15 protein-coding genes and 3 pseudogenes are annotated in these 21882 nt (G+C 70.8%); 14 read left to right on the top strand and 4 right to left on the bottom strand.

The genetic code is table 11. The features are described from left to right. Positions 1–349: 349 nt before the first annotated feature. The 5 genes from ACFZDA_RS20180 to ACFZDA_RS20160 all read left to right on the top strand — a co-directional run bounded on the left by ACFZDA_RS20180 (position 350) and on the right by ACFZDA_RS20160 (position 4102). Positions 350–532 (top strand): hypothetical protein, encoded by a 183-nt coding sequence (locus ACFZDA_RS20180; protein WP_391083016.1) that lies wholly within the window; start codon positions 350–352, stop codon positions 530–532. A gap of 105 nt (positions 533–637) precedes the next feature. Further along, positions 638–1186, top strand: a complete 549-nt coding sequence (locus tag ACFZDA_RS20175; RefSeq protein ID WP_391083013.1) for a MauE/DoxX family redox-associated membrane protein — start codon at positions 638–640, stop codon at positions 1184–1186. 14 nt (positions 1187–1200) lie between these two features. Then, complete coding sequence (locus ACFZDA_RS20170; RefSeq protein WP_391083011.1) at positions 1201–1743, top strand: TlpA family protein disulfide reductase; 543 nt, start codon at positions 1201–1203, stop codon at positions 1741–1743. Then, positions 1740–3635, top strand: a complete 1896-nt coding sequence (locus ACFZDA_RS20165; protein ID WP_391083008.1) for an ATP-binding cassette domain-containing protein — start codon at positions 1740–1742, stop codon at positions 3633–3635. Before ACFZDA_RS20170 ends, ACFZDA_RS20165 begins: the two co-directional genes overlap by 4 nt. Next, entirely contained in the window at positions 3632–4102 is a 471-nt protein-coding gene (locus ACFZDA_RS20160; RefSeq protein WP_391083004.1) for a S26 family signal peptidase, read from the top strand. Before ACFZDA_RS20165 ends, ACFZDA_RS20160 begins: the two co-directional genes overlap by 4 nt. A gap of 163 nt (positions 4103–4265) precedes the next feature. Here the strand turns inward: ACFZDA_RS20160 and ACFZDA_RS20155 are convergent, their stop codons facing one another. Next, complete coding sequence (locus ACFZDA_RS20155) at positions 4266–4679, bottom strand: helix-turn-helix domain-containing protein (protein WP_391083001.1); 414 nt, start codon at positions 4677–4679, stop codon at positions 4266–4268. 508 nt (positions 4680–5187) lie between these two features. Between ACFZDA_RS20155 and ACFZDA_RS20150 the strand changes: the two genes are divergently transcribed. The 8 genes and pseudogenes from ACFZDA_RS20150 to ACFZDA_RS20115 all read left to right on the top strand — a co-directional run bounded on the left by ACFZDA_RS20150 (position 5188) and on the right by ACFZDA_RS20115 (position 18531). Next, positions 5188–9009, top strand: a complete 3822-nt coding sequence (locus tag ACFZDA_RS20150) for a helix-turn-helix domain-containing protein (protein WP_391082997.1) — start codon at positions 5188–5190, stop codon at positions 9007–9009. 390 nt (positions 9010–9399) lie between these two features. Then, positions 9400–9620 (top strand): annotated as a pseudogene (locus ACFZDA_RS20145) (monooxygenase); the annotation flags it as partial. Between the two features lie 1177 nt (positions 9621–10797). Next, positions 10798–10965, top strand: coding sequence for a hypothetical protein (locus tag ACFZDA_RS20140; protein ID WP_391082995.1), 168 nt, complete (start codon positions 10798–10800; stop codon positions 10963–10965). A gap of 173 nt (positions 10966–11138) precedes the next feature. Next, positions 11139–13493 (top strand): DUF4135 domain-containing protein, encoded by a 2355-nt coding sequence (locus ACFZDA_RS20135; protein WP_391082992.1) that lies wholly within the window; start codon positions 11139–11141, stop codon positions 13491–13493. Further along, positions 13490–14755, top strand: a complete 1266-nt coding sequence (locus tag ACFZDA_RS20130) for a hypothetical protein (protein ID WP_391082989.1) — start codon at positions 13490–13492, stop codon at positions 14753–14755. The genes ACFZDA_RS20135 and ACFZDA_RS20130 overlap by 4 nt, the downstream gene beginning before the upstream one ends. Next, entirely contained in the window at positions 14752–16008 is a 1257-nt protein-coding gene (locus ACFZDA_RS20125; RefSeq protein ID WP_391082986.1) for a JmjC domain-containing protein, read from the top strand. Before ACFZDA_RS20130 ends, ACFZDA_RS20125 begins: the two co-directional genes overlap by 4 nt. Then, complete coding sequence (locus tag ACFZDA_RS20120) at positions 15980–17338, top strand: lanthionine synthetase LanC family protein (RefSeq protein WP_391082983.1); 1359 nt, start codon at positions 15980–15982, stop codon at positions 17336–17338. The genes ACFZDA_RS20125 and ACFZDA_RS20120 overlap by 29 nt, the downstream gene beginning before the upstream one ends. A 746-nt stretch (positions 17339–18084) precedes the next feature. Continuing rightward, complete coding sequence (locus ACFZDA_RS20115) at positions 18085–18531, top strand: hypothetical protein (protein WP_391082980.1); 447 nt, start codon at positions 18085–18087, stop codon at positions 18529–18531. Between the two features lie 365 nt (positions 18532–18896). Here the strand turns inward: ACFZDA_RS20115 and ACFZDA_RS20110 are convergent, their stop codons facing one another. The 3 genes and pseudogenes from ACFZDA_RS20110 to ACFZDA_RS20100 form a co-directional block, all read right to left on the bottom strand. Further along, positions 18897–19664, bottom strand: a complete 768-nt coding sequence (locus ACFZDA_RS20110) for a DUF1963 domain-containing protein (protein WP_391083268.1) — start codon at positions 19662–19664, stop codon at positions 18897–18899. 187 nt (positions 19665–19851) lie between these two features. Further along, positions 19852–20469 (bottom strand): annotated as a pseudogene (locus ACFZDA_RS20105) (nitroreductase); the annotation flags it as partial. Between the two features lie 224 nt (positions 20470–20693). Next, positions 20694–21039, bottom strand: a pseudogene (locus ACFZDA_RS20100) (transposase); the annotation flags it as partial. 302 nt (positions 21040–21341) lie between these two features. Here ACFZDA_RS20100 and ACFZDA_RS20095 point away from each other — a divergent pair. After that, a complete protein-coding gene (locus ACFZDA_RS20095; RefSeq protein ID WP_391082977.1) occupies positions 21342–21806 on the top strand; it encodes a peptidoglycan-binding protein in 465 nt (154 codons plus the stop codon). The last annotated feature ends 76 nt before the right edge of the window (positions 21807–21882 follow it).

The raw sequence follows: 21882 nt of genomic DNA, 5'->3' as shown, positions 1-21882 counted from the left end.
GGGGCTGGCAGTCGCAACGACGTTTGTGTGTGCCGGCCGGAGAAAGTGCGTGGTGGACTCCACGGTGGCCGGTGCGGCCCCGGTTGGCTCCCTGAGGTCGGCGAGACCGCCCGGCGCCCGGAACGAACCTGGCGGGCGCGTCCCGAACAGGCCTCCCGCCAGGCCCCGATGTTCGGAACGCGTTCGGAATGTGTCGGAGCGCCGTCCCGGCGTTGAACCGGTGCTCACCCCACCCCAGACTCGTCACCGTTCATCCCGCCCGCTCACCGGGTCGGGCCCGGACCCCCTCGCCTCCCTACCGGACATCTCCCTCCGGGACACGAGGGGCTGTCGAAAATGAGGAGTGGTCATGCTCAACAGGCTCGGAAACCTCGGTACCGCCCTGCTGGAACGGTTCCTCCCCTCCGCCGACGCGGACGCGCTCAGGTGCATCACGCGCTGCAACGCGGAGGGCTACTGGCAGGACTGGTGCTGCGACAACAACGGCAGGAACTGCCGCTGGTACGGCGAGCCGTCGCTCAGCCCCTGCTGACGGCGGAGCACCGGTGACCGGGGAGGGCGTACCGCTCGGTGTGCCCTCCCTCCTGTGCACGACGGGGCTCCGGCCAGCGGGTCCCGGGCTCTGGGGGAGGCGGCAATGAACTACTTCGCTCACGGCGTGCGCGGGCTGCTGACCGCCGTGTTCCTCATCGCCGTGGTGGGCAAGGTCGGCAGGGCCGGGGCGTTCTCCGCCTTCGCCGACTCGTTGCGGCCCCTCGCCGCGCTGCCCGGGCCGGTCGTGCGGACGGTGGCCCTCGCGGTGGTCGCGGTGGAGGGCGCCGTCTGCCTCGCGCTGATCCTGCCGTACACCCCGGCGACACTGGCGGGTTTGCTGGCGGCCAGTGCGCTTCTGGCGGTGTTCGCCGTGGTCATCGCCCGGTCGGTGGGCAGGGGAACCACCGTCCGCTGCCGGTGCTTCGGCCGCTCGGCCGCGTCCCTGGGCCGGGCTCACGTCGTACGGAACGGGCTGCTGGCGTCCGTCGCCGGGGCGGGCGCGGCGGCGGTGGTGACCGGAACGGCCGGTGGATCCGACCCCGGGATGGTGGCGGTGGCGTGGTGCGCGGGCGCGGTTGCCGGCGGCCTGGTCACCGTGGCGGAGGACCTGGTGAGTCTGTTCCGGCCCGTTACCCCTTCCATGACCGAGTGACCGAGAGGTGCTGGATGGCTGCTCTGACCGCGGCAGTGGTGCTCGTCGGCGTCCTGTGCGCAGTGGACCTGCTGCTCACCATCGGAGTGATCAAGAAGATGCGGGAGTACGGCCCGGCCGGGCCCGCTGGCGCACCGGGCAGGGGGATGACACCGCTGCGTCCCGGCGAGGAACTGCCCGCCTTCACCGCCGTGGCGGTGGACGGCGCACCGGTCAGCCGGTCCTCGCTGCCGGACGGGGCACTGATTGCCTTCCTCTCCCCGAACTGCGAGCCGTGCCGGGTGAAGCTGCCCGAACTCGTCGCGTACGCGGCCGCCGAGCCCGGCGGCCGGGACCGGACGCTCGCCGTCGTCGTCGGCGAACCGGAGGAGTGCGAGCGCTTCGTCCGGGAGCTGAGCCCGGTGGCCCGGGTCGTCGTGGAGCCGAGGGGCGGGCCGGTGTGCGCGGCCCTGCGCGTGGACGCGTTCCCCGCGACCCTGCGCGTCCGCTCGGACCGGGACCGTACCGTCGTCACCGGTCACATGGTCGACTTGGCGCGGGAGGCGTCCCCGCGATGAACCCGTCCCTGTCCTTGTCCGGGTCGGGGTCCGGGTCCGGGTCCGTGTCCGCGTGCCGGGGCGGGCTGCTGCTGGCCGCCACTCTGGTGGCCGGGGCCGCTCCCGTCGCGTGCGTGCTGTACGGCGTGCTGAGTCTGGCCGCCGGTCTGCTGACGGTCGCCGCGGCGTGGCTGACCAAGTCGGTGCTGGACAACCTGGGATCGGACGCGGGGATGAGCGCGCTGCTCGCCCCGGCGCTCGGCCTCACGGTCGTCGGCGCGGTCGCCGCCCTGCTGCCGCACGTGTGCCGCTACCTGTCCGCGGAGGTGGACCGGCGTACCGCACTCCGCGCCGATGCCCGCCTCTTCACGAAGGCGGCCGGCTTCCCCGGCCTGAGCCGCTTCGAGGACCCGGACTTCCTGGACCGGCTGCAACTGGCCCGCCAGGGCGGTGGCCGTGTCCCCGCGCAGGTGATGAACGCGGCGCTCGGCCTGGCACGGTCCGCGATCACGGTCACGGGCTTCCTGGGTTCCCTGCTGGTGCTGAACCCGGTGCTGACCATCCTGGTGGCCGCCGCCGGGGTGCCGACGCTCTGCGCGGAGATCGCCCTTTCGCGTCGGCGGGCGCGCGTGGCCTGGCGAGTCGGGGCAACGGAGCGGCGAGAGTGGTTCTACGGCGGTCTCCTGGCGGACGCCGAGGCGGCCAAGGAGGTGCGCCTCTTCGCCATCGGCGGCTTCCTGCGGGACCGGATGCTCGCCGAGCGGCGCACGGCCAACGCGGCCCGCCGGGCCGTGGACCGGCGCGAGGTCGCCGTGCAGTCGGCCCTCGCACTGCTCGCCTCGCTGATGACGGGCGGGAGTCTGCTGTGGGCGGTGCGCGGCACGTACCGGGGCGAACTGTCGGCGGGTGACGTCACGCTCCTCGTCGCCGCCATCGCCGGGACCCAGTCCGCGTTCGCCGCGCTGGCGCACGAGGCGGCCCGTGCCGGTGAGTCACTGCTGATCTTCAGCCACTACCGGTACGTGATCGAGGCCCCGCCGGACCTGGTGCTCGCGCCGGACCCTGGGCCGCTGCCGGCCCTGCGCCGGGGGATCGAGCTGCGCGACGTGTGGTTCCGGTACTCGGAGCGGCACCCATGGGTCCTCAGGGGCGTCAACCTGACCATTCCCCATGGCAGTTCGACGGCCCTGGTAGGCCTCAACGGATCGGGCAAGACCACGCTGGTCAAACTGCTCTGCCGTTTCTACGATCCGACCCGGGGCGCCATCCTGTGGGACGGCGTCGACCTGCGCGAGGTCGATCCGGCGGAACTGCGCGACCGGATCACCGCGGTGTTCCAGGACTTCGTGCAGTACGACCTGACGGCGGCCGAGAACATCGCCCTGGGCGACCTGGGTGCGCTCGGCGACGAGGAGCAGATCGTGTCGGCCGCGCGGCGGGCCGGGGCGCACGACACCCTCAAGGGGCTGCCGAAGGGCTATCAGACACCGCTGACAAGGACGTTCTTCGCGGAGGAAGACAGGGACGACCCCCAGGCGGGTGTGCTGCTGTCCGGCGGCCAGAGCCAGCGTCTGGCCCTGGCGCGGGCCTTCCTGCGGGGCACGCGGGACCTGATGATCCTCGACGAACCCTCGGCGCGACTGGACGCCGAAGCTGAGTACGAGATCCACACCTCGATCGCGCGGCACCGCCGGGGCCGGACCAGCGTCCTGATCTCCCACCGGATGGGCTCGCTGCGCAATGCCGACGTCATCGTCGTCCTCTCCGGCGGGCGCGTCGTCGAACGCGGCGACCACGCCCGGCTGCTGGCGCTCGGCGGCGAGTACGCGCGGCTCTTCGCACTCCAGGCCACGGGCTACCTGCCCGACGCCGGGCCGTCCGAGGGGGCAGCGCTGACGGAGGTGTCACCGTGACCGGCGGGCCGGACGTACGGGTGCCGGCGGTGGCGCTGGCCGTCCTCGCGGCCTGCTGGGCGGTCGCCGCCCGCCGTCTGCTCGTCGTCACCGTGCGCGGGACGAGCATGGCCCCCACGCACCACCACGGGGACCGGCTGCTGGTGCGTCGTACGCGCACGGTGCGCCGGGGGCAGGTCGTGGTGGTGCTGCGCCCCCGGTCGCCGGCGGTCTGGCGGCAGGACCGGCACAGTCCGCTGATCGTGAAGAGAGTGGCGGCGATGCCGGGGGAACCGGTCCCGCCCGGGTTGGTTCCCCCGCTCGCGGAGGACCATGCGGGGCGGGTGCCGCCGGGCCGCGTGGTGCTCCTCGGCGACAACGCCGCCGCCAGCGTGGACTCACGCCAGTTGGGCTTCTTCCCGCTGGACGACGTGCTCGGGGTGGTGACGCGGTCGCTGCCCCGGCCCGAGGGCGCGCACCGGCGGTGAACCCCGCTCGCCCGCTGGCTGTGTTCCGGCTCCGCGGCACATGGAGACCTCACGCCGACGCGGAGGTGGGACCCGAACTGCCTGCCTGTCATGAGCGAGAGGCCCGGCCGGCCGTCGGCCCGTACCCGTCACAGCGATCAACGACCCGGTCCCAGGAGCCCGTTCAGCGTGTGCCCTGGCCGTGGCGTCGCCGTGTGGCCCTCCTGCCGAGCCGTTTGCCGCACCACCAGGAGGTCAGGCAACCGGCGGCGAACACTGCCGCGACGGCGGCGTCGGCCATCTGGTGACGTCCGTCGACGCCCTCCCCGTCGCTCAGAGCCGGCCCGGCGGGCGCCCCACCCGGGCCGGCCGGCTCCCAGGCGGCCCAGGCGATCGCGCTGCGCGCCCGTAACCAGGCGTCCGTCTCGTCCATGCCTCCACAGACCCGCACGAACGCCCGTACCACGTCCTCCCGGGGCAAAGTGGCGCGGCCCAGCACGGTCGCGAGCGTGCTGGGCGGCAACGTGTCGCCGTTCTGGTGCGCGCGAGCCGCGATCTCCCGGTACGTCAGCCCGGACCACGCTTTGAGCGCACGCATGCGGTCCACGAACGACCGCGGGTCGCAAACGTCGTCGGGGCGGGGCGGACAGTGTTGCCTCATCTCGTGGCCTCTCTCGAGTGTGCGGAGGGGATGTCGCTGCGACGTTGCAGCCCGATGGTGACCACCTGCCAGCTCGGCCGCAAGACACCTACGGCTTCCTGGGTGTCCCGGACACCGAGACCCCTCGGACCTGCGCGTTCCGGACTGTCCCGGACGGCCTGGAGGCTGTCCGGCTCACCCTGGGCACGGCTCTCGCCGGTGCTCACGTGACATGGCGGCGGCGCCCACCTGCGTCGTCAGGAGATCCGGGGACAAGGCGAGTTCAGCGGCCGGCGCATTGTTCGGCAGGGCTGGTCCAGCGACCGAACAATGGCCGGGCCCGATCTGTGTGGGGGACATGAGGGGTACGTAGGTTTGCCGTCCGGGCGTGTACGGGAGCGGCTGAGGGGGGCGGGTCGAGGTGGCGGGACGCCGTGAAGGGCCGGTGGATCCAGGGGCGGGTCCGGTGCAGCGGTTCGCGTTCGAGTTGCGCAAGCTGCGCACCGAGGCGGGCGGGGTCACCTACCGGGTGCTGGCGCAGCGGGCCGGGTACGGGGTGACGACGCTGTCGCAGGCGGCCGCCGGCGAGCAGTTGCCGACGCTGCCGGTGGTGCTGGCGTATGCAGAGGCGTGCGGAGCGGATCCGGCGGAGTGGGAGGCCCGGTGGAAGCAGGCGGTGGCGGAGGCCGCGGCCTCGGATTCGCACGACGATGAGGGGCGCGGATCGCCGCCGTATCGGGGGCTGGCCCGGTTCGAGCCCGGCGACAGCGGCCGGTTCTTCGGCCGGGACAAGCTCACCTCCGACGTACTGGACCTGGTGCGTCGGCGAAGGTTCGCCGCAGTGTTCGGGGCGTCCGGCAGCGGCAAGTCCTCCCTGTTGCGCGCCGGCCTCGTCCCCGCCCTCCGGCACACCCGGGACGCCGCTCTGCGCCCGGCCGCCATCCGCATCCTGACCCCTGGCGAGCACCCCACACACACCCACGCCCAGGTGCTCGACACGAGCGCCCGCACGGTCAGCGCTCAGGCGGACGTGTTCCTGATCGTCGATCAGTTCGAGGAAGTCTTCACACTCTGCGGCGATGCTGCCGAACGAGCCGCATTCATCGACCTCCTCCTGACCGCCCGGCACCCCGAGAGCCGGCTGCGCGTACTCCTGGCCGTGCGTGCCGACTTCTACGGCCGCTGCGCCGAACACCCGGGCCTGGCCGACGCGCTGCGCGACGCCAACCTGCTCGTCGGCCCCATGAGCCCCACGGAACTACGCGCGGCCATCGTCAAACCAGCTGCGGAGGAAGGCCTAACGGTGGAGCGCGCTCTGACCTCGCGCCTCGTCGACGAGGTCGGCGACGCCCCAGGCGGACTGCCGCTGCTGTCGCACGTGTTGCTGGAGACCTGGCGCCGCCGCCGCGGCAAAACCATGACGTTGACCGGTTACCAGGCGGCCGGAGGCATGGAGGGCGCGGTCGCCAAGACCGCCGAGGACGTCTACGGCCGGTTCACCGATGCCGAGGCTGCCGCGGCCCGTCGCCTGCTGCTGCGCCTGGTCGCCCCCGGCGATGGCACTCCCGACACCCGCCGACCCGTCGACCGGGAGGAACTCGAGACCTCCGACAGGCAGGAGACCGCCGAGGTAGTGGAGGCGCTGGCCCGGGCGCGGCTGCTGACCCTCGACGGCGACACCGTCGACCTGGCCCATGAGGCTCTGCTGACCGCCTGGCCCCGACTGCGGGGCTGGATAGAACAGGACCGCGAACGTCTGCGTGCCCACCGCAAACTGACCGAGGCCGCCCGTGCCTGGGAGGAACTGGGCCGCGACCCCGGGGCGTTGTACCGGGGAAGCCGGCTCGCCACCGCCCAGGAACACTTCAGCAGCCCCGGGTGCCCCGAGGACCTGACCGGCCTGGAGAAGGATTTCCTGACCGCCAGCACCACCGCACGCGAACGAGAACAACGCTCCGCCACCCGCACCACACGACGCCTGCGCCGGCTGAGAGTGGGCTGGTCCCTCATGCTGGCGCTCGCCTGTGTCGCGGGCGCGATCGCATGGCAGCAGAGCGAGTCCGAGAAACGCGAACGGTTGCAGGCCGAGGCCCGCAGGGTCGCGGCCCTGGCCGAGAGCCTGCGGGCCACGGACCCGGTCACCGCGATGCGGCTGAGCATCGCTTCCTGGACTCTGGCCGACCTCCCCGAGAGTCGCTCGGCGTTGATGAGCGCCGCGGTGCAGCGGGAGGAGGACGCCTTCACCGACCCGGAGACCGATCCGGCCGTCGTGCGTTACCTCAGCGGCGACGGCCGCACCCTGGTCAGCGCCGGAGCGAAGCAGGCCGTGGTGTGGGACGTGCGCGGCCACCGGCGGATCGCTTCGTTACCCGGGCTGAGCGGCAACCTTGCCCAGGCCGGCGTGATGACCCCCGACCTGCGAAAGCTCACTCTCGTGGACGACGACGGCAGGGTGAGGATCTGGGACATGCGGGCGGGCCGCATGGAGGGGCGGCGTCTGCCGGCCGACGACGGAGCCGAGATCTCTCCGAGCGGCCGCACCCTTGTCCTGTACCGCACCCTGGGACCCCAGGCAGTGTTCCAGCTCCGGGACATGCGGACCCGACGTGTGCTGCTGGAGCACCGCACGGACAGTGTCCTGCCCACGATCCGTCCGGGGGAACGGTTCCACGTCCCGGACTGGACCTTGACGCGGCTCCATCAGCAGCGCCGTGTGAACACCTACCCGTTCCCCGAAGCCCAGGTGAGCGCGGACGACCGTCTGATGGCCCTGTGCATGCCCGGCACCCGCCTGCAGATCTGGGACATCCCCAGGCGCCGCAAGGTGCCCGCCGAGTGGGCCCCCGAGGCGACCGCCGCCAACTGCTCCAACGAAGACTTCCAGTTCACCCCCGACAGCCGGCACCTGGTCCTGCGCGGCACAGCAGGAATCCGCAGATGGGACATCGCGTCCGGGCTGGAACTGCCGAAGCTCGAACACAAGGGACTGGAAGATCTCGACTTCAGCTCGGACGGCAGGTTCATGGCCGCCACAGACCTCGACGAGGTCCTGTTGTGGCGGACCGATGCGCCCGAGGCACCCGTCTTCCGGTATCCGCTCTCCGACGAGACGATCAGTGAACTCAGACTGGACGTGGGAGAGCGCCGCATCCGCTACTTCGCGGGAAGCTCCCAGACCGTGGTGCGCTCCCTCTCCCTCGACGGCGTCGTCGACTCCCGCTGGCAAACCCGGCCCGCCGCAGCGGCCTCCTTCAGCCCGGACGGCAGCACACTGGCCATCGCCCACCAGGACACCGACACCGGCCGGACGCAGATCCAGTTGCGCGACGGCCGCAGCGGCCGTCACCTGTCCGGCCTGCCGCCGGCAGCTTGCCCCACTTCCCCCCACGGGGGGCAACATACGGTGCCCTGCCCAGTGCACATGGCCTTCCGTCCCGACGGACGCATACTCGCCTACGGTGTCAGCCACCCGACGAACTCCCTCCCGCCGGAGAAGCTGTCCCTCTGGGCAGTCCCGGCCCGCCGCATCACCACATCACTGAGGGTGACGCGAACCGGCGCCGAAGCCCCCGGCTTTACCACGAATGCCGTAAACGGCGTCGCCTTCCACCCGGATGGCACGTCGCTGATGGCTTCCCGCATACCGGTGGACGAACGGCTCGAATTCTGGAACGTGCGCACCGGTGACATGACCCGTGAGATCCCCGGTATCGGTGGTGAGACCCTGGCGGTGAAACCCGGCGGACACGTCCTGGCAACCAACCACGGTCAGTTCCTCGACCTGCGGTCCGGACGGATCACACGCCGTGCACTCACCCCCGGCAGCACGACGGCACTGGCATTCAGCCCGGACGGCAAGTACCTCGCAGCAGGCGACGAATCCGGTCAGGTAACCGTGTGGGACGGCGACGCCCAGGAGCACTTCGGCATCCTTCCCGCGTCTCCGGTCCGTGAGGGCAAGCCCCGGTACGTGTCGGCACTGGCGTTCTCCCCGGACGGGCGCACCCTGGCTGCCGCGGGTCATGACGGCACCCTGCGCCTCTGGGACACCGACTCCAGCCGCCCCATCGGCTCCGCCCTCCCTACCCCGGGAACAGCCCTCCTGGACCTGGCCTTCAGCCCTGACGACACGACCCTCTACGCGGCGGGCGAGCACGTCTCGCTGCAGAGATACGACATCACGACGGGCCAGGCAGCCACCCGGGTGTGTGACCGCGCCGGGGGAGGCCTGACTCAAGACGAATGGCGCACACACATCCGTATCGCCCCGTATCAACTGATCTGCTGAACAGCCGCTGGCGGCGGCCCGGAGTACGGCGCATCGCCTGTGCCCGGTGAGGTGTTCACCATGGTTCGGCCCCTGCTCGCCATGTCGATACCGATGAGGTCGTTCAGACGACCTCGGTCTGGACGGCCGAGACCGATGCGAGCGAGCCGGACGGCGCGGGGCGTGGTGCCGGCCGAGGCAGACGGACACGGGCCACGGGACGCCGAAGCAGGCCCGTTCGGAGTCGTGATCACGTGCCTGGAAAAGGGTTGACCGCGACACCGCCCGAGGAGGTGAGACCCATGAACGCTGTATCGATGTGGGTGCTCCCCCTTCCCGTCACGGCCGGCGACTGACGTAGGTGTCGCCGGGAGCGCCTCGACCACAAGGCACTCCCGAAAGGCAACACCCATGGACTCTCCGCAGTTCACCACCGAGCCGTCGTCGAAGGACACGGTCGAGCGCGACTTCATCGTGGGCGAGGTCCCCGGACTCCGGTCGTCGGCCTCCGGAGCCGATCGCGTCTGGAGAAGGAAACCGAGCCCGTGTCGTTCGCCCGCGTCGTCGGTCTGCACATGCGCAGTCTCGAGCTGATGGCAATGCGCGGCCTGCTGGATCGCATGCGCGAACACTTCGTCATTGCCCTGTTCTCCGCCCTGTTCACCTACTGGCTGACCAAGCGAGTCCGTGCGCGTGCCGACCGGCAGGAGGAGCGGGCCGCCCCGCAGGTCCAGGCCGACCGCTGGGCGTGGCCATGGCTGATGTCCGAGCTGCGGCGATCGTCAATCACACGCTGTGGGAGAGCCCGGCCTCGCGCGGCCGCAATTTCCTCCTCGCCCTCCTGGCCTGCGCCGGCGGCGCAGCCGCTTCGTGGTGCGGTCGATCCCTAGGAAGTCCAGAAGGACCACCAGGCTGTAGAAGACGCTTCCCGCGACCAGGACTGCGGCGACGAAGGTGACGGTCAGGGCCCGGCCGACCTTCCACAGGCGCAGCTCCCGATCATCTGGGGCTGATCGCGGCCGTCGGTTGGCTGTCATGAAGACGGAGACAACGTTCGGAGAGCCACGGTTGCAGCGGGGCTCGGAAAGCGAGGACCGTTTCCGCCGAGTGCGCGCGAGCGGGCCGAGGCCGAAGTGCGCCCCCGGCGCGGGCCTTGTCCACCACCCTGGTGTCTGGTCGCCCGGCTGCGGACGGCCCTGGCCCGAGTAGTCCGGCCCGTGACCGGACGGCGACGACAGCCCGAACCCGCTCAGCGGGACTCTGCAGCAGCGAAATCCGAGTGTCCGCTTCCAGGCCGCCCTGTACGTCAGACGTGCCCGGGTCACGGGGCCGTGCGCGCAGCGAGGGAACGAAGTGGGAGCCAAGAACTAGGCGTTGAAGAACGCCGCCCGCCGCCGCGCGGCGGAGACCGGTCAGTCCTACGAGGCCGCGCTGAAGGCGGTCTGCCGAGGCAGCCGCCGCTGCAGCGGTCTCCGGTGCCGCCGAGGGGGTCGAATATCCCCTGCTGGGCCTCGTGCGCATCGGGGATTACATCGCGCGGTGGATGACCTCGCCCTGCTCCTTCGTCCACGTCCACAGCGGCTCCCGGCCTCCGGCGACCTCCTCCGTTGCGCTTCACGGTGCCATCACCTGATCGGTGGCCAACTCGAAGAAGCTCAGTGTGAGCGACCTGAATGATGCAGAATGAAGATCGCAGGAATTTGGCTGGATCTGACGGTGGACATGGCAAACAGGGCTCTCTTGACATGATATTCCGCCCCCGTTGTACTGGGCCGCACATTCATAACTCAGCACGGGAGGAGTGTGTTCATGCAGGCTGTCGAGGAAAAGGTCCGAGTCGAGGCGGACCAGAGCGCCGATGAGGTATTCGACCTGGTGATCGGCGATCTGGAACAGGAAATTCCGCCCCTTGCGTCCCCGACGAATTCGGGCAGCGGTACCTCCTGCGGTTCGTGCGCGAGCATCTACTGCTGTTGACGCGTGCCGGGTGGTGCCGCTGACGGCGGCGCCACCCGGATCGGTCTCGCGTCCCGCAGCAACGAGTCGAGAGGGCGGCCTTGTCGGATGCGCCGGCGGACATCGATCCGCTCTGGGAGATGCGTGCCCCGACCGGCGACACCGGTCGAAACGTTTCCGCCGAACTTCCGGCGGTGGCACAGCGATTGATCGCCGCCGTCCGCGAAGGCACCGCGGGCGGGCTGTTCCCGCCGGTCGTCACGGCCGGTCCGGAGGGAACGGTCACGGTCGACCGGCTGCTCGGTGGCGCGGCGGACGCGCGGATGCTCGCGCACGCGCTCGAAGACCGGCGGTTCACGCCGCTGCTTGCGTTGTTGGACCGGTTGGACGACTGGTGTGTTTCCGCCGCGCAGAAATATTCGACGGTCGTCGCCACCGGATTCCTCGACATTACCAACGCCGAAATCTTCGGACCGGTTGTGTCCGAAGCATTCGTGGCATGCGCGACCGGACGGGCACACTACGCCCGCGACCGGGTGGCGGAATGGGCGGCACGCTGCGAGGCGTTTCTGACGCTCTTTCTCGACCGGTTGCTGCGGGACATGAATACCTGCTGGCCCGAGGATCCGGCATATCGGGGACCGATCGTCGGATTGTGGGCCCACGGCGAGGAAACCCACAACGGCCGCCAACGGGTGATACGCCTCGACTGCGCCGGCGGTGGCCGGGTCGCGTACAAGCCGCGCCCGGCGTCCGGCGAGCTGCTGTTCACCGCGTGCGGCGCCGCCGACTCGCCGGCATCCCTGTTCGAACTGCTCAACAACGCGCCCGCGGCGTCCGGTGAGATCCGGCTGCCGGTGCTCTCGTGCTGGTCCGGCGCCGACCAGGGGTATCTGTGGCAGGAGTGGATCGAGCCGCCCGCACAGTGGGGGCCGATCCGCACGTCCGGGCCGTGGTCGCTGACCGGCACCCGGCTGACCCCGCGGGAGGCGGCGCGCTTCTGGCACCGGACCGGCTCGCTGACCGCCGCGACGTTCGCCTTCGGGATCACCGACATGATCGGCAGCAACGTGGTGACCGGGAGCAGGCCCGGCGAGCGCGAACCGCTGCTGTACCCGATCGACCTGGAGATCTACTTCTGCCGGATTCCCCGGCTCTACGACACAGGTCTGCTGTACGACCCGACCGCCGAGGTCGACCAGCACCACGTCGGCCTGGAGAACACCCCGCGGTGGTGCTCCGCCGAGGGTCCGCCGGTGTGCTGGCACGCGGAGCAGACGGGGGCGCTGCGCCTGTACCGCCGCCGTCGGCCCTACGCCCGGAACGAGACGAGGAACGTCGTCGCGGACACCGAAGGGCGGGCCGGGTACGGTCCCTACCTGCCGGCGATGCTGCGCGGCATGTTCGACGCCTGGACGTTGATGTGCCGGCAGCGGCCGGCGATTCGACGGTTCCTGTCGACCGCAGCCGCCGGCCACTACGTCCGGGTGCTGCGCCAGCCCACGTTCCGCTACTTCGACGCGCTGGTGCCGCGCTGGCTGTCCGGCGGCGGCGCCGCACCGGTCCCCGCCGAGCCGGACGTCCACTTCGACCGGGCGGAACTCGACCAGCTCCGACGCATGGACGTGCCCTACTTCGTCCGTTCGCTGGAGGGCGGGCCGGTACTTCGGGTCGAGCCGCCGCCACTGCCGTTCGGGACGGCCCGAGTCGCGGCCCGGCCGGAACCCGAGGGCGGTTGGCCCCCGCTGCCTGCGCTGCTCGAGGGCGCCAACCTCGAACTCGCCGGTCTCGGAGTGGCACTTCGGGACGCGGTGGAGCATGTGTTCGACGACGTGACCGAGCACGTCGTCACGGACGAGTCGCTGGGCGTGCGGCTGCATCTGCAGAGTCCTGCCGAGGGCCAGGTCGGCTTCGACTGGCCTGAGGTGGGCAGGCGGGTGACCTACATCTGGAACCGGGAGAAGGTACGGCTGCGCATCGACGCGGTGGACGCGCCGGACGTCCCGGCCGAGCCGGCGCCCGCCGGGGAGATCCGGCGCCGGCTGCTGCGCCTCGACCGGCTCGACGGTGCCCTCCGGATGCCGTGGGCGGAGGGCGGCATGGTCGACGGCGCCGCCGAGCGCCGCCTACGGACTCTGACCGACGCCGGCATCGCCTGGCTGTCCGAGGTCGTGGCCGACCACGGGTGGCCTGGGCGCACCATGGTCGGTTCCGCTGCGGCCGGCGCCGCGAGTCGCCTCGTACAGCATGCGAGAGATCACCTGGACTTCCGTCGACACTGCCTCGAGCTGATGCGGCAGGCGGCGGCGGACGGTGATCTCCCGTGGCGTGAAGTCGCGTCCCTGACCGACGAGTTGTGTCTCGCCGACGGGCTTCCCCAGGTGTACGGCACGAAGTTCGAGCGGGTGGCCGGGGAACTGGTGCCGTACCGGATCGAGGAGCCGGGCGACGTGGACCGCCGGCGCGCCTCGATGGGCATGGAGCCCCTGGCGCAGTACGCGGAACGGATTCGGCAGCGGTTCCCCCTGACGGGGAGGGAAGCATCATGACCACGCTGACCCACGAGGTTCGGCAGGCGCCCGACGACGTCGACTGGGCGCTGTTCGGGCAACGGTACTGGGGCAGGCGGCCCACCCGGCTGCGCGCCCGGCCACCGGTGGGCCTCGACCGGATCCACGCGCTGACCGTTCAGTCGTGCGCCCCGTTCCGCGCCGGCACCCGGTTCTGGGTGATGCCCGATGTCCGGTTCCTGGTCGGCGACGGCCGGCTGCGCGCGCCGGGCACACTGCTGCCGGACACCACCGACCGGAGCCTGGACGACTACCTCCACCGGCTGGATGCCGACGTGTCCCGGCAGGGCTACCTGCTGATGGTGCATCAGCCGTTACTCCTGGACTACGCGATGTGGTCCGCAGTACGTGACGCGATCCGCAGGCTGTGGCGGGCGGTCGGCTGGCCGAACCTCCCGGTGGAGGCCCAGGTACTGATCGGCGACCGGTGCACCCAGCACTCCGGCGCGACCGAGGCACCGACGCACGCGGCGCTGACCTGGGTGCTGCGCGGGCGGATGGACGTACGGCTCTGGGACGAGCGCGACGGTCCCCCACCGGCCGCGGTCGCCGACCCGGACCGGGACCTGGACGGCATGCACACCTTGAGTGCCGACGCCGGGGAGCTGCTGTACTGGCCGGGCGACCGGCGGCACGTCGACACCTACCGCGAGGGGTGTGTGGCGCTGCGCCTGCGGATTCCGGTCGACCGGCGGCTGCCGTTCACCGCCTTGCGGGATCTGCTCGCCGAGCTGGTGCACGGTCGGCAGGGCAACGACGAGACCGTGCCGTACTTCCCGTTCGGTCCCGGATCCCGCGTCGACGAGCAGGGCGGGGTGTTGCCCCATCTGACCGCGCTCGGCGACGAGTTGCGTACGGTCGTGGACGGCGAGCAGCTGCGCAGGATGCTGCGGATCCGCTGGGCGGCGCTGCGTTCCGCGGCCGGTCTCGAACCGATTCCGGTGCCGCGCGAGGGCATCCCGATGACCCGGCGGACCCGGATCCGCCGGGCGGGCGAGATCGTCCGGATGCCCGACGGGCCGGGGCGCGAGGTATGGGCGGTCAACGGGAACGTCTTCACCCTGCCGACAGCCGCGGGCGACCGCGTGTTCGCCGCACTGCGCGACGGCGAGGAGACCGGCGTCGCCGACGTGTGCCGAGCCCTCGGCGATGACGACACGAACGACAAGAGTGTGCTCGCGCTGCTGGACAAGCTGTACCGGCTGCGCGGCATCGACGTGGTCAAGGTGCCTGCACGATGACCGAGCTGACCAACACGGCCGAGACAGCCGAGACAGCCGCGCTGACGGTGACCACCGCGACGTCCTTCGACTGGGACACCTTCGTCGACCACTTCTGGGACCGCAAACCCGTGCTGTACCGAGGTGTCGGCGATGCACCGTTCGCCGAGGCGGAGGTGTTCGAGACCGCCGTGCTCGGCAGCAGGCCGCCGCATCCGCTCGCCGTGCCGGGGAACGTGCAGTTCCTCGTGGAGCGGCGGCAGCAGACGCAGCCGCGTGACTATCTGCCGGAACTGTCGGACCGTTCGTTCGACGGCTACGAGCGGCGCCTGGCCGACCGGTTGGACCGGCAGCGTTACGCCCTCGTGGTGCACCGGTTCCATGCGTTCTCCCATCCCTTGTGGGCACGCGCGCAGCGGTTCTACGCCGGTCTGTGGGAGCGGGTCGGTCAGCCTACGCACACCGCGGGCTCCACGTTGTTCCACGGCTCCTACGAGCACAGCCCGGTCGGCGTGCACCAGGATCGCTTCGCCACCTTCATGTTCTGCGTGCGGGGCACCAAGCGGATGCGATTCTGGGCCGAGCGCCCGTGGTCGGATCCGGTGCACACGGTCCTCGACTACCAGCCGTACCTGGCGTCCTCGTTCGTCGCCGAGGTCGAGCCGGGAGATCTGCTCTACTGGCCGGCGCGGTACTACCACGTCGGGGAGAGCTCCGGCGACGCACCGGCGACGAGCGTCAATGTGGGCATTCCCCGCCGCGAGCACCGGCCGTACTACGAGATCAAAGACCTGTTCCGGGGCACCGAACCGGTGGCGTCGGCCTCGTTGTTCACCGCGGATGCCGGTCCGGACGGACGGCTGTCTGGCGCGTTGCCCACGGCCCTTGCCGACGCGGTGGACGCCTTCGCTGGGTGTCTGAGCGAGGACCGGTTCGCCGATCGGGCCACCTCTCTGGCCCTGCGAGTGAGGACGGCGGGCGGGTTCTGGCCGACCCGGCCGCCCGCCGGGCTACGCCCGCTCGACGACGACACCCCCGTCCGCGGGTGCGCTCCCCTGCTGGCCGCGCCTGGCGACGGTGCCCGCAGGTTCGCCGCGAACGGCAACGTCTCGTCCGCCACGGCCGGCGCCGCGGCCCTCGCGGTCCTTGACCGGCTGAACGCCGGCGAAGTGGTACGCGTAGGCGACTTGCCCGTGCCCCAACGCGAGGAAGTTCGCCGTCTACTGCAGGAGTTGGAGAGCTTCCGTGCCGTCACCCGCACCAACACCGACTGACCGGGCGCCCGCCCACAAGGAGGCGGCTGCCAGGATCGTCGCCGAGATCGCCGACCGGCTGGCGGAGCCCGAACGGGTGGCCCGGATCGCGGGCGCGCCGGACAACCTGATGCGTTATCCGGGCAACCCGCAGCCGGTGTGGGATCCGCTGCTGCTCTCCGACGGTCACCCCGGAGTCGGGCTGCTGTTCGCGGAGTTGGCCACGGGTGCACCGGAGCTGCGCGGTCGGGCACACGCGCACCTGTCCGCGGCGCTCGGCAGCGGAATCCGGCTGCTGCCGCAGTCGCTGTTCGGCGGCATGGTGGCGCTCGCCTTCGCCGGGCAGACCGCGGCCACCGGATTCGGCGGCTACGCCACGATGCTGGCCGGCCTCGACCGGCACATCACCGACCAGGTTCGGATACGCGCGCGAGCCGACCGGGAGCGGGTGCGGACCGGAGAGCCGATCGGCGCGTGGGACCGCTACGACGTCCTCAGTGGCACCACCGGCATCGGCCGCTACCTGCTGGCCCGGTACGAGTCGGCGGCCGAGCCGGCCGTGCGGCAGGCGGCGGGGCTCGCGCTGACCGATGTGCTGGAGTCACTGGTAGCCGTGGCGACCGCGGACGACATCACGCGGAGCACCCGGCTGCCCGCGTGGTGGATCACCGATGGCCTGGAGCACGGGCTCGCCGAGCATGCCAACTTCGGTCTCGCACACGGTGTCTGCGGACCGCTCGCGCTCCTCTCGGTCTCCTGGCGGGCAGGGTTTCGGGTGGACCGTCAGGACGAGGCCATCGAGCGGATCACGGCACTGCTGTCCCGCTGGCGCACGACCGACGAGGCCGGCCCGCGCTGGCCGCACCTGGTCACGGCGGCACACCTGGAGAGCGGGAAACCGCCGGAACGCGGGCGGGACTCGTGGTGCTACGGCGCCGCCGGTGCGGCGCGTGCCGTGTACCTGGCCGGCACCGCCCTCGACCGTGCGGACTGGCGCGCCGACGCACATGCCGCCCTCCGTGGTGCGCTGACCGCGGCGAGCGACGAGCTGATCCTCGACTCCGCGCTGTGCCACGGCTGGGCGGGCCTGCTCCAGATCGTGCTGCGCATGGCACACGACAGCGCCGACCCGAGCTACCACACCCTCGCCGACGGGCTGGCGGTGCGGGTGATGGGCGGGTTCGCCCCTGAGGCGCCGTTCGGTTTCCGCTACCGCCATTCTCTCGCTCCACGCGCCCTCGACCGCCCCGGGTTTCTGGAAGGAGCCGCGGGCATCGCCCTCGCCCTCCACACCTACGCCACAGGGAACGTACCGGCGACCTCATGGGACAGCGCACTGCTGGTGAGCTGACGGAGCGGTCGTGCTGTTCGGCGTGAGATGGATACGGCCCGGCACGGGCGTGGCGGCGTTTGCCCAGGTCGCGATCTGGATCAGGGAGAACTCCCAAAGCGTGTGTCGCAGGTTCGAATCCTGCCGGGGATACAACGCATTACGCCGCTGACCTGGGGTTCTCCACAGGAACGCGCTCTAGTCGGCTCCGGACTCGTCGTCCGTGACGGTGGTGGCCAGGACCCAGTCGGCGGCGAGGGGATGACCCGGTCATGGAGGCATGCGCTCTGCCGGCCGACCGTCTCGTGACGACGTCCTGTACCTGGTGGCGTGGGCGAGTGCGCACCAGCTGGAGGCCCAGCAGTCGGCCGAGCACCGCGCTGAGCTCAAGGGTGTGATCTTGAAGTTCCTGGCCATAGCCTTCCGCCAGCCTGTCGGCCTGCGGGAGTCAAGGATCCCCCTCTCGATCGGCGCCGGAAGCCGTGTGGTGGGACGTCGCCGTAGAGGACGCTGTCAACAGCCTTACATGGAACGGAGGTTGCACCTACACCGTGTACCGAGCAGGCTCTACACGGCCATGAGGGCGAACTGGATTCCGCGACGGTTGAGCTGGCACTATCAGGGGCGCCGGACACCCGCGAGTCCGAGTCCCTGCCCTCGTGCCCGTCTGCCCTCAAGTCGGCGCAGAAGACCGATGTGAAGGCCACGGGAGGGACGAAGCGGCGGAGCCGACCGGCCACAGCAGCAACTCCTCGAAGGATGTGTCCATGCGGCTGGCCCTTAAGACGTCGGACCCTGTGCGAACACGGTTCCTGCGCAGGATCCTCGTCACCCTTCTGGTTGCCGCTGTCACCGCCGCCCTGGCTATCGGCTGCATTGCGGTGGCCAACGCGGTGGACCAGCCCGAGCTCCGGATACGCGGGATCACCAGCAGCGGCGTGCTGAACGCCGCCGCGCTCTCCGACGCCACGCTCACGGTGGACGTGGTTGATCGCAACGACGACGAGGCGCTGGTCAATGAGGCACTGCGCAATGTCGAGGTCAGGCTGAACGGCGAGATCGTCCCCACCCTCTGGGTCGGAAGCCATCGGGTGCTCGATCTGGGGGCATTACGGGACGGGGAGTACGAGCTGACGGTGACCGCCGACCCGGGTCTGCTCTCGGCCGAGATCAATCTCAGTCGCCGCTTCATCGTGGACACCGCCCAGCCCTGACCTCGGGGTCCCGACGCGTGCTTGCCCACGAGCACCTCCCCGCCGCCGACCCCGTGGTCAGAGAGTGAAACAGTTCGTTCGCTCCCCTGAGTAATCCATGCCCTCACCGGAAAACGTCCACCGGCAGGTACTCAGCACACACGCGTCGCAATCTCGGTGCCCTGAGAGTCGGTGGAATCCCGAGGGGGAATGTGGGGGAGCTTCACGTGCGCCGCACCTGCCGGTGCTGAGCGCCGCGACGGACGCCGGGACACCGGCGGAGGCATGCTCGCCCTCCTCGCACCCGGCGTCCAGGCCAGGCTGAACGCGGTCCTTGAGGACCCGGCGCGTACGGACGAGAGCACCCTCGCCGGAGACGGGTCGGCTCAGGGGTTCCAGTACACGGTGGCAAACGTCCGGTCGAAGCGCCCGGCCTCCAGGTCCTTGCGCTGGATCGCCCAGTGGACGCTGGACCCGGCCTCCACATCACCGAGATCGGGGCTCCAGCTCGCGAGCAGCACCCAGTCCTCGACGTTCTCGGACACCGGTTCCCCACCGCCCCAATCGCCCGTCGACGCCTGTCCCACCGCGCAGAGCACCAGGCCTGCCAAAGGGTCGAGATGAACCATCTCCTCGTCGGCGTACCCGCCTATGTGCAAGGGGCCCCGGAGGTCGAGGTAGCGGCACGCCATCTCCCACTCTTCGGCCAGTTCCTCGGAGTGCGGGAAACCTGGCAGCGGCTCCAGGCTGCCATCGGGCAGTTCGACCTCAAAGTGGTACGGCAGCGACGGCTCGGTCCGCACCCGCAACTCGCCCCGCGGGAAGGCATCGGCTACCTCGCGCTCCTCGGGGATGCCGTGCGGGTCCCAGGCGTACTTGTCGCTTTCTTCCGTGGGCGCCCCGACGGGGACGTACACGACGGCGCCGTGGTTGGTGAGGTCACCGTTGTCGCGTGGCCAGGCGAAGAGGAGCAGGCGGCCGTCGCACGGCAGAGGCAAATCGGTCGAGGCTTGCGGCAGCGCCGCGAGGTCGATGGAAGCGACGTAGGGAAAAGGAGGATGCGGCGTGCCGGCCGGCAACAGCGCGGGGCCGCCGAACCGGGCGGCGACCGGGCCGTCGTGGCGCGTCGAGAGGACCGCGCAGGGCCGCACCATGTCGATCCACCGGTCGACCTCGTCGGCGGGGATGTCCAGTTGGACCGCTTCGTCGCGGAAACGGGCCAGTCGTTCGCGTAGTTCTTCGGAAGTCACACGGCGAAGGTAGGGCCTGGCACTGACATCGATGGCGATACCCGGTGGCGACGGGCGAGCCGGTGCCGTCGACGGCGGTGACCAACAAGGTTTCGAGTGCCGCCCGGTCGGTCGTGACGTGGTTCACCGGTGCGGCCTCGTCGGCGTAGCCGAAGGAGATGCCCACGAGCAGTCGCCCTGCAGTGACCGCGAGTTCGGCGCGGACCGTGTCGGCGTAGAAGCTCAGCAGCCCCTGCGGGCAGCTCGCCACGCCGTACGCGGTCATCGCCAGGAGCAGCGTCTGCAGGTAGGCGCCGACATCGGCGGCCAGCCGGGGCCCGCCGTCCCCGGTCACGAACAGGAACGCGGCGTGCGGCGCGCCGTAGAAGCGCAGGCTCGGCGCGTCATAGGCCGCCCGCGCCTCGTGATCCTCGGGGCCGATGCCCAGCGTTCCGTACAGGTGGGCGCCGAACGCCGCCCGGCGCGCCCGGTGCACCTGTGCGTACATGTCCTCGGAGTACGGGAAGTCGGCCGAGGTGCGGCGTGCGGCGTGGGCCGCCTGCAAGGCGTCCGCCAGGCGCTGACGCGCGGCGCCGCTGACCACCTCCACCCGCCACGGCTGCGCGTTGGAGTTGGACGGCGCGGCGCCGGCCAGCGAGAAGATCGCGCGCATCGTCTCCTCGGGCACGGCGTCCGGCCGGAACGCGCGGGTCGCGCGACGGCCGCGTAGTCAGCGCCGCATCACCGGCTGCGCACTCCATCTGCTCCGAGACCTCGCCGCTGTGACAGCCGGACTCACCCAACTCTACGGACGAGCCGGAGTCGAACTACTCCGCAAGATGATCCTCCTTCAGTGAACGCTTCTCGGTAACGTCTCGTGACAGTTCGTGATCTACGTTCGGGTAGTGCGGCCATGTTCGAGCTGGAGCAGGACGAGGGCGGCACGGGCCAATACGCTGCGCGGGTGATCGGGGCGGAACCCGGCGTAGGACTTCAGGGCTCTGGCGTCAGCGAAGCGGGGCCGGTCGTCGCCGATCTCAGCGAGGACGCGGGCTGCGAGCAGAGGGCCGAGGCCGGGGAAGCTGAGCAGGATTTCGCTGTCGGCGTGCTGCTCGAAGGCGGCCTCGGCGGCTGTCGCAAGGTCATCCGCGGCCTGGCAGGTGGTGTCCAGCTGCTTGAGCAGGGCCAGCAGTTGCTGGCCGAACGCGTCCTCGACGGCCGGAAGCTGCCGGGCGCACTGGGAGCGGAAGATGTCCCGCAGGCGTGCGGTCTCGGTGTCGAAGGCGCGGATGCGGCCGGCGAGCGCGCGTGCCACGGGTTCGTCCATGTCCGAGGAGACAGAAATCCGCATGCCAGGGGTTCTGCCCGACTCGCTCCACCGTCACGACCGCCGGTGGGACCGACAGCCGGGGAACGGCATGCGGAGCATTCGGTTCACCGCCCTGAGCTCGGCTTTTGCGCTCAGGCGCAAGGGTGTGTCGATGCGGTGACGGAGCTGAAAAGGTGACCTCGAAGCCCACCACGGACCGGCTGAAACGGCTCCGGGACCCCGGCACCGAGGAATGCGCGCGAGGTGCCGACCTACGATCCGAAGGGGAACGCATGCGACCGACTGTCCTCAGCAGGACGCTCGTCACCGCCACCGCTGTCGTCGCCATGGCCGCCGGGAGTCTGGCGGGCGCGAGCGCCGGGTTCGCGGCTACCGACTCGGCCCCGCAGCAGGCCGTGGCAGCCGAGGCCGCGCCGCTCGCGGTGGTCAACCTCGGTCTGAACACCACACAGGCCAAGGCCGTCCAGCGCTGGCTGGCCGCACAATGGGGCTACACCGACCTGATCGACGGCAAGCTGGGCGAGGACAGCTGGAAGGCCTTCCAGCGCCACCTCAAGGTCAGCTGGGGCTACACCGGCAACATCGACGGAGACCCCGGAAGCGGCACGATCAAGGCGCTGCAGCGCAAACTGTCGCAGCCCGCCTACGGCTACACCGGCAACATCGACGGGGACCCCGGACCGGGGACCCAGGAAGCGCTCAAGAAGTTCGCCGCCTGGTGCGACAGCGCCTACTAGAGCCGCGGTCCTGAGTAGCGCGGCCGCCCGATGAGCGGTTGAGCCGACCTGAACCGATGGGCCCCGGCCCCCCGGG

The organism is Streptomyces sp. NPDC007991 (assembly GCF_042958445.1).
In the GTDB taxonomy this organism is placed as follows: domain Bacteria; phylum Actinomycetota; class Actinomycetes; order Streptomycetales; family Streptomycetaceae; genus Streptomyces.
The sequence above is the reverse complement of the archived record's forward strand: the minus strand, read 5'-3'. Positions and strand labels throughout refer to the sequence as shown.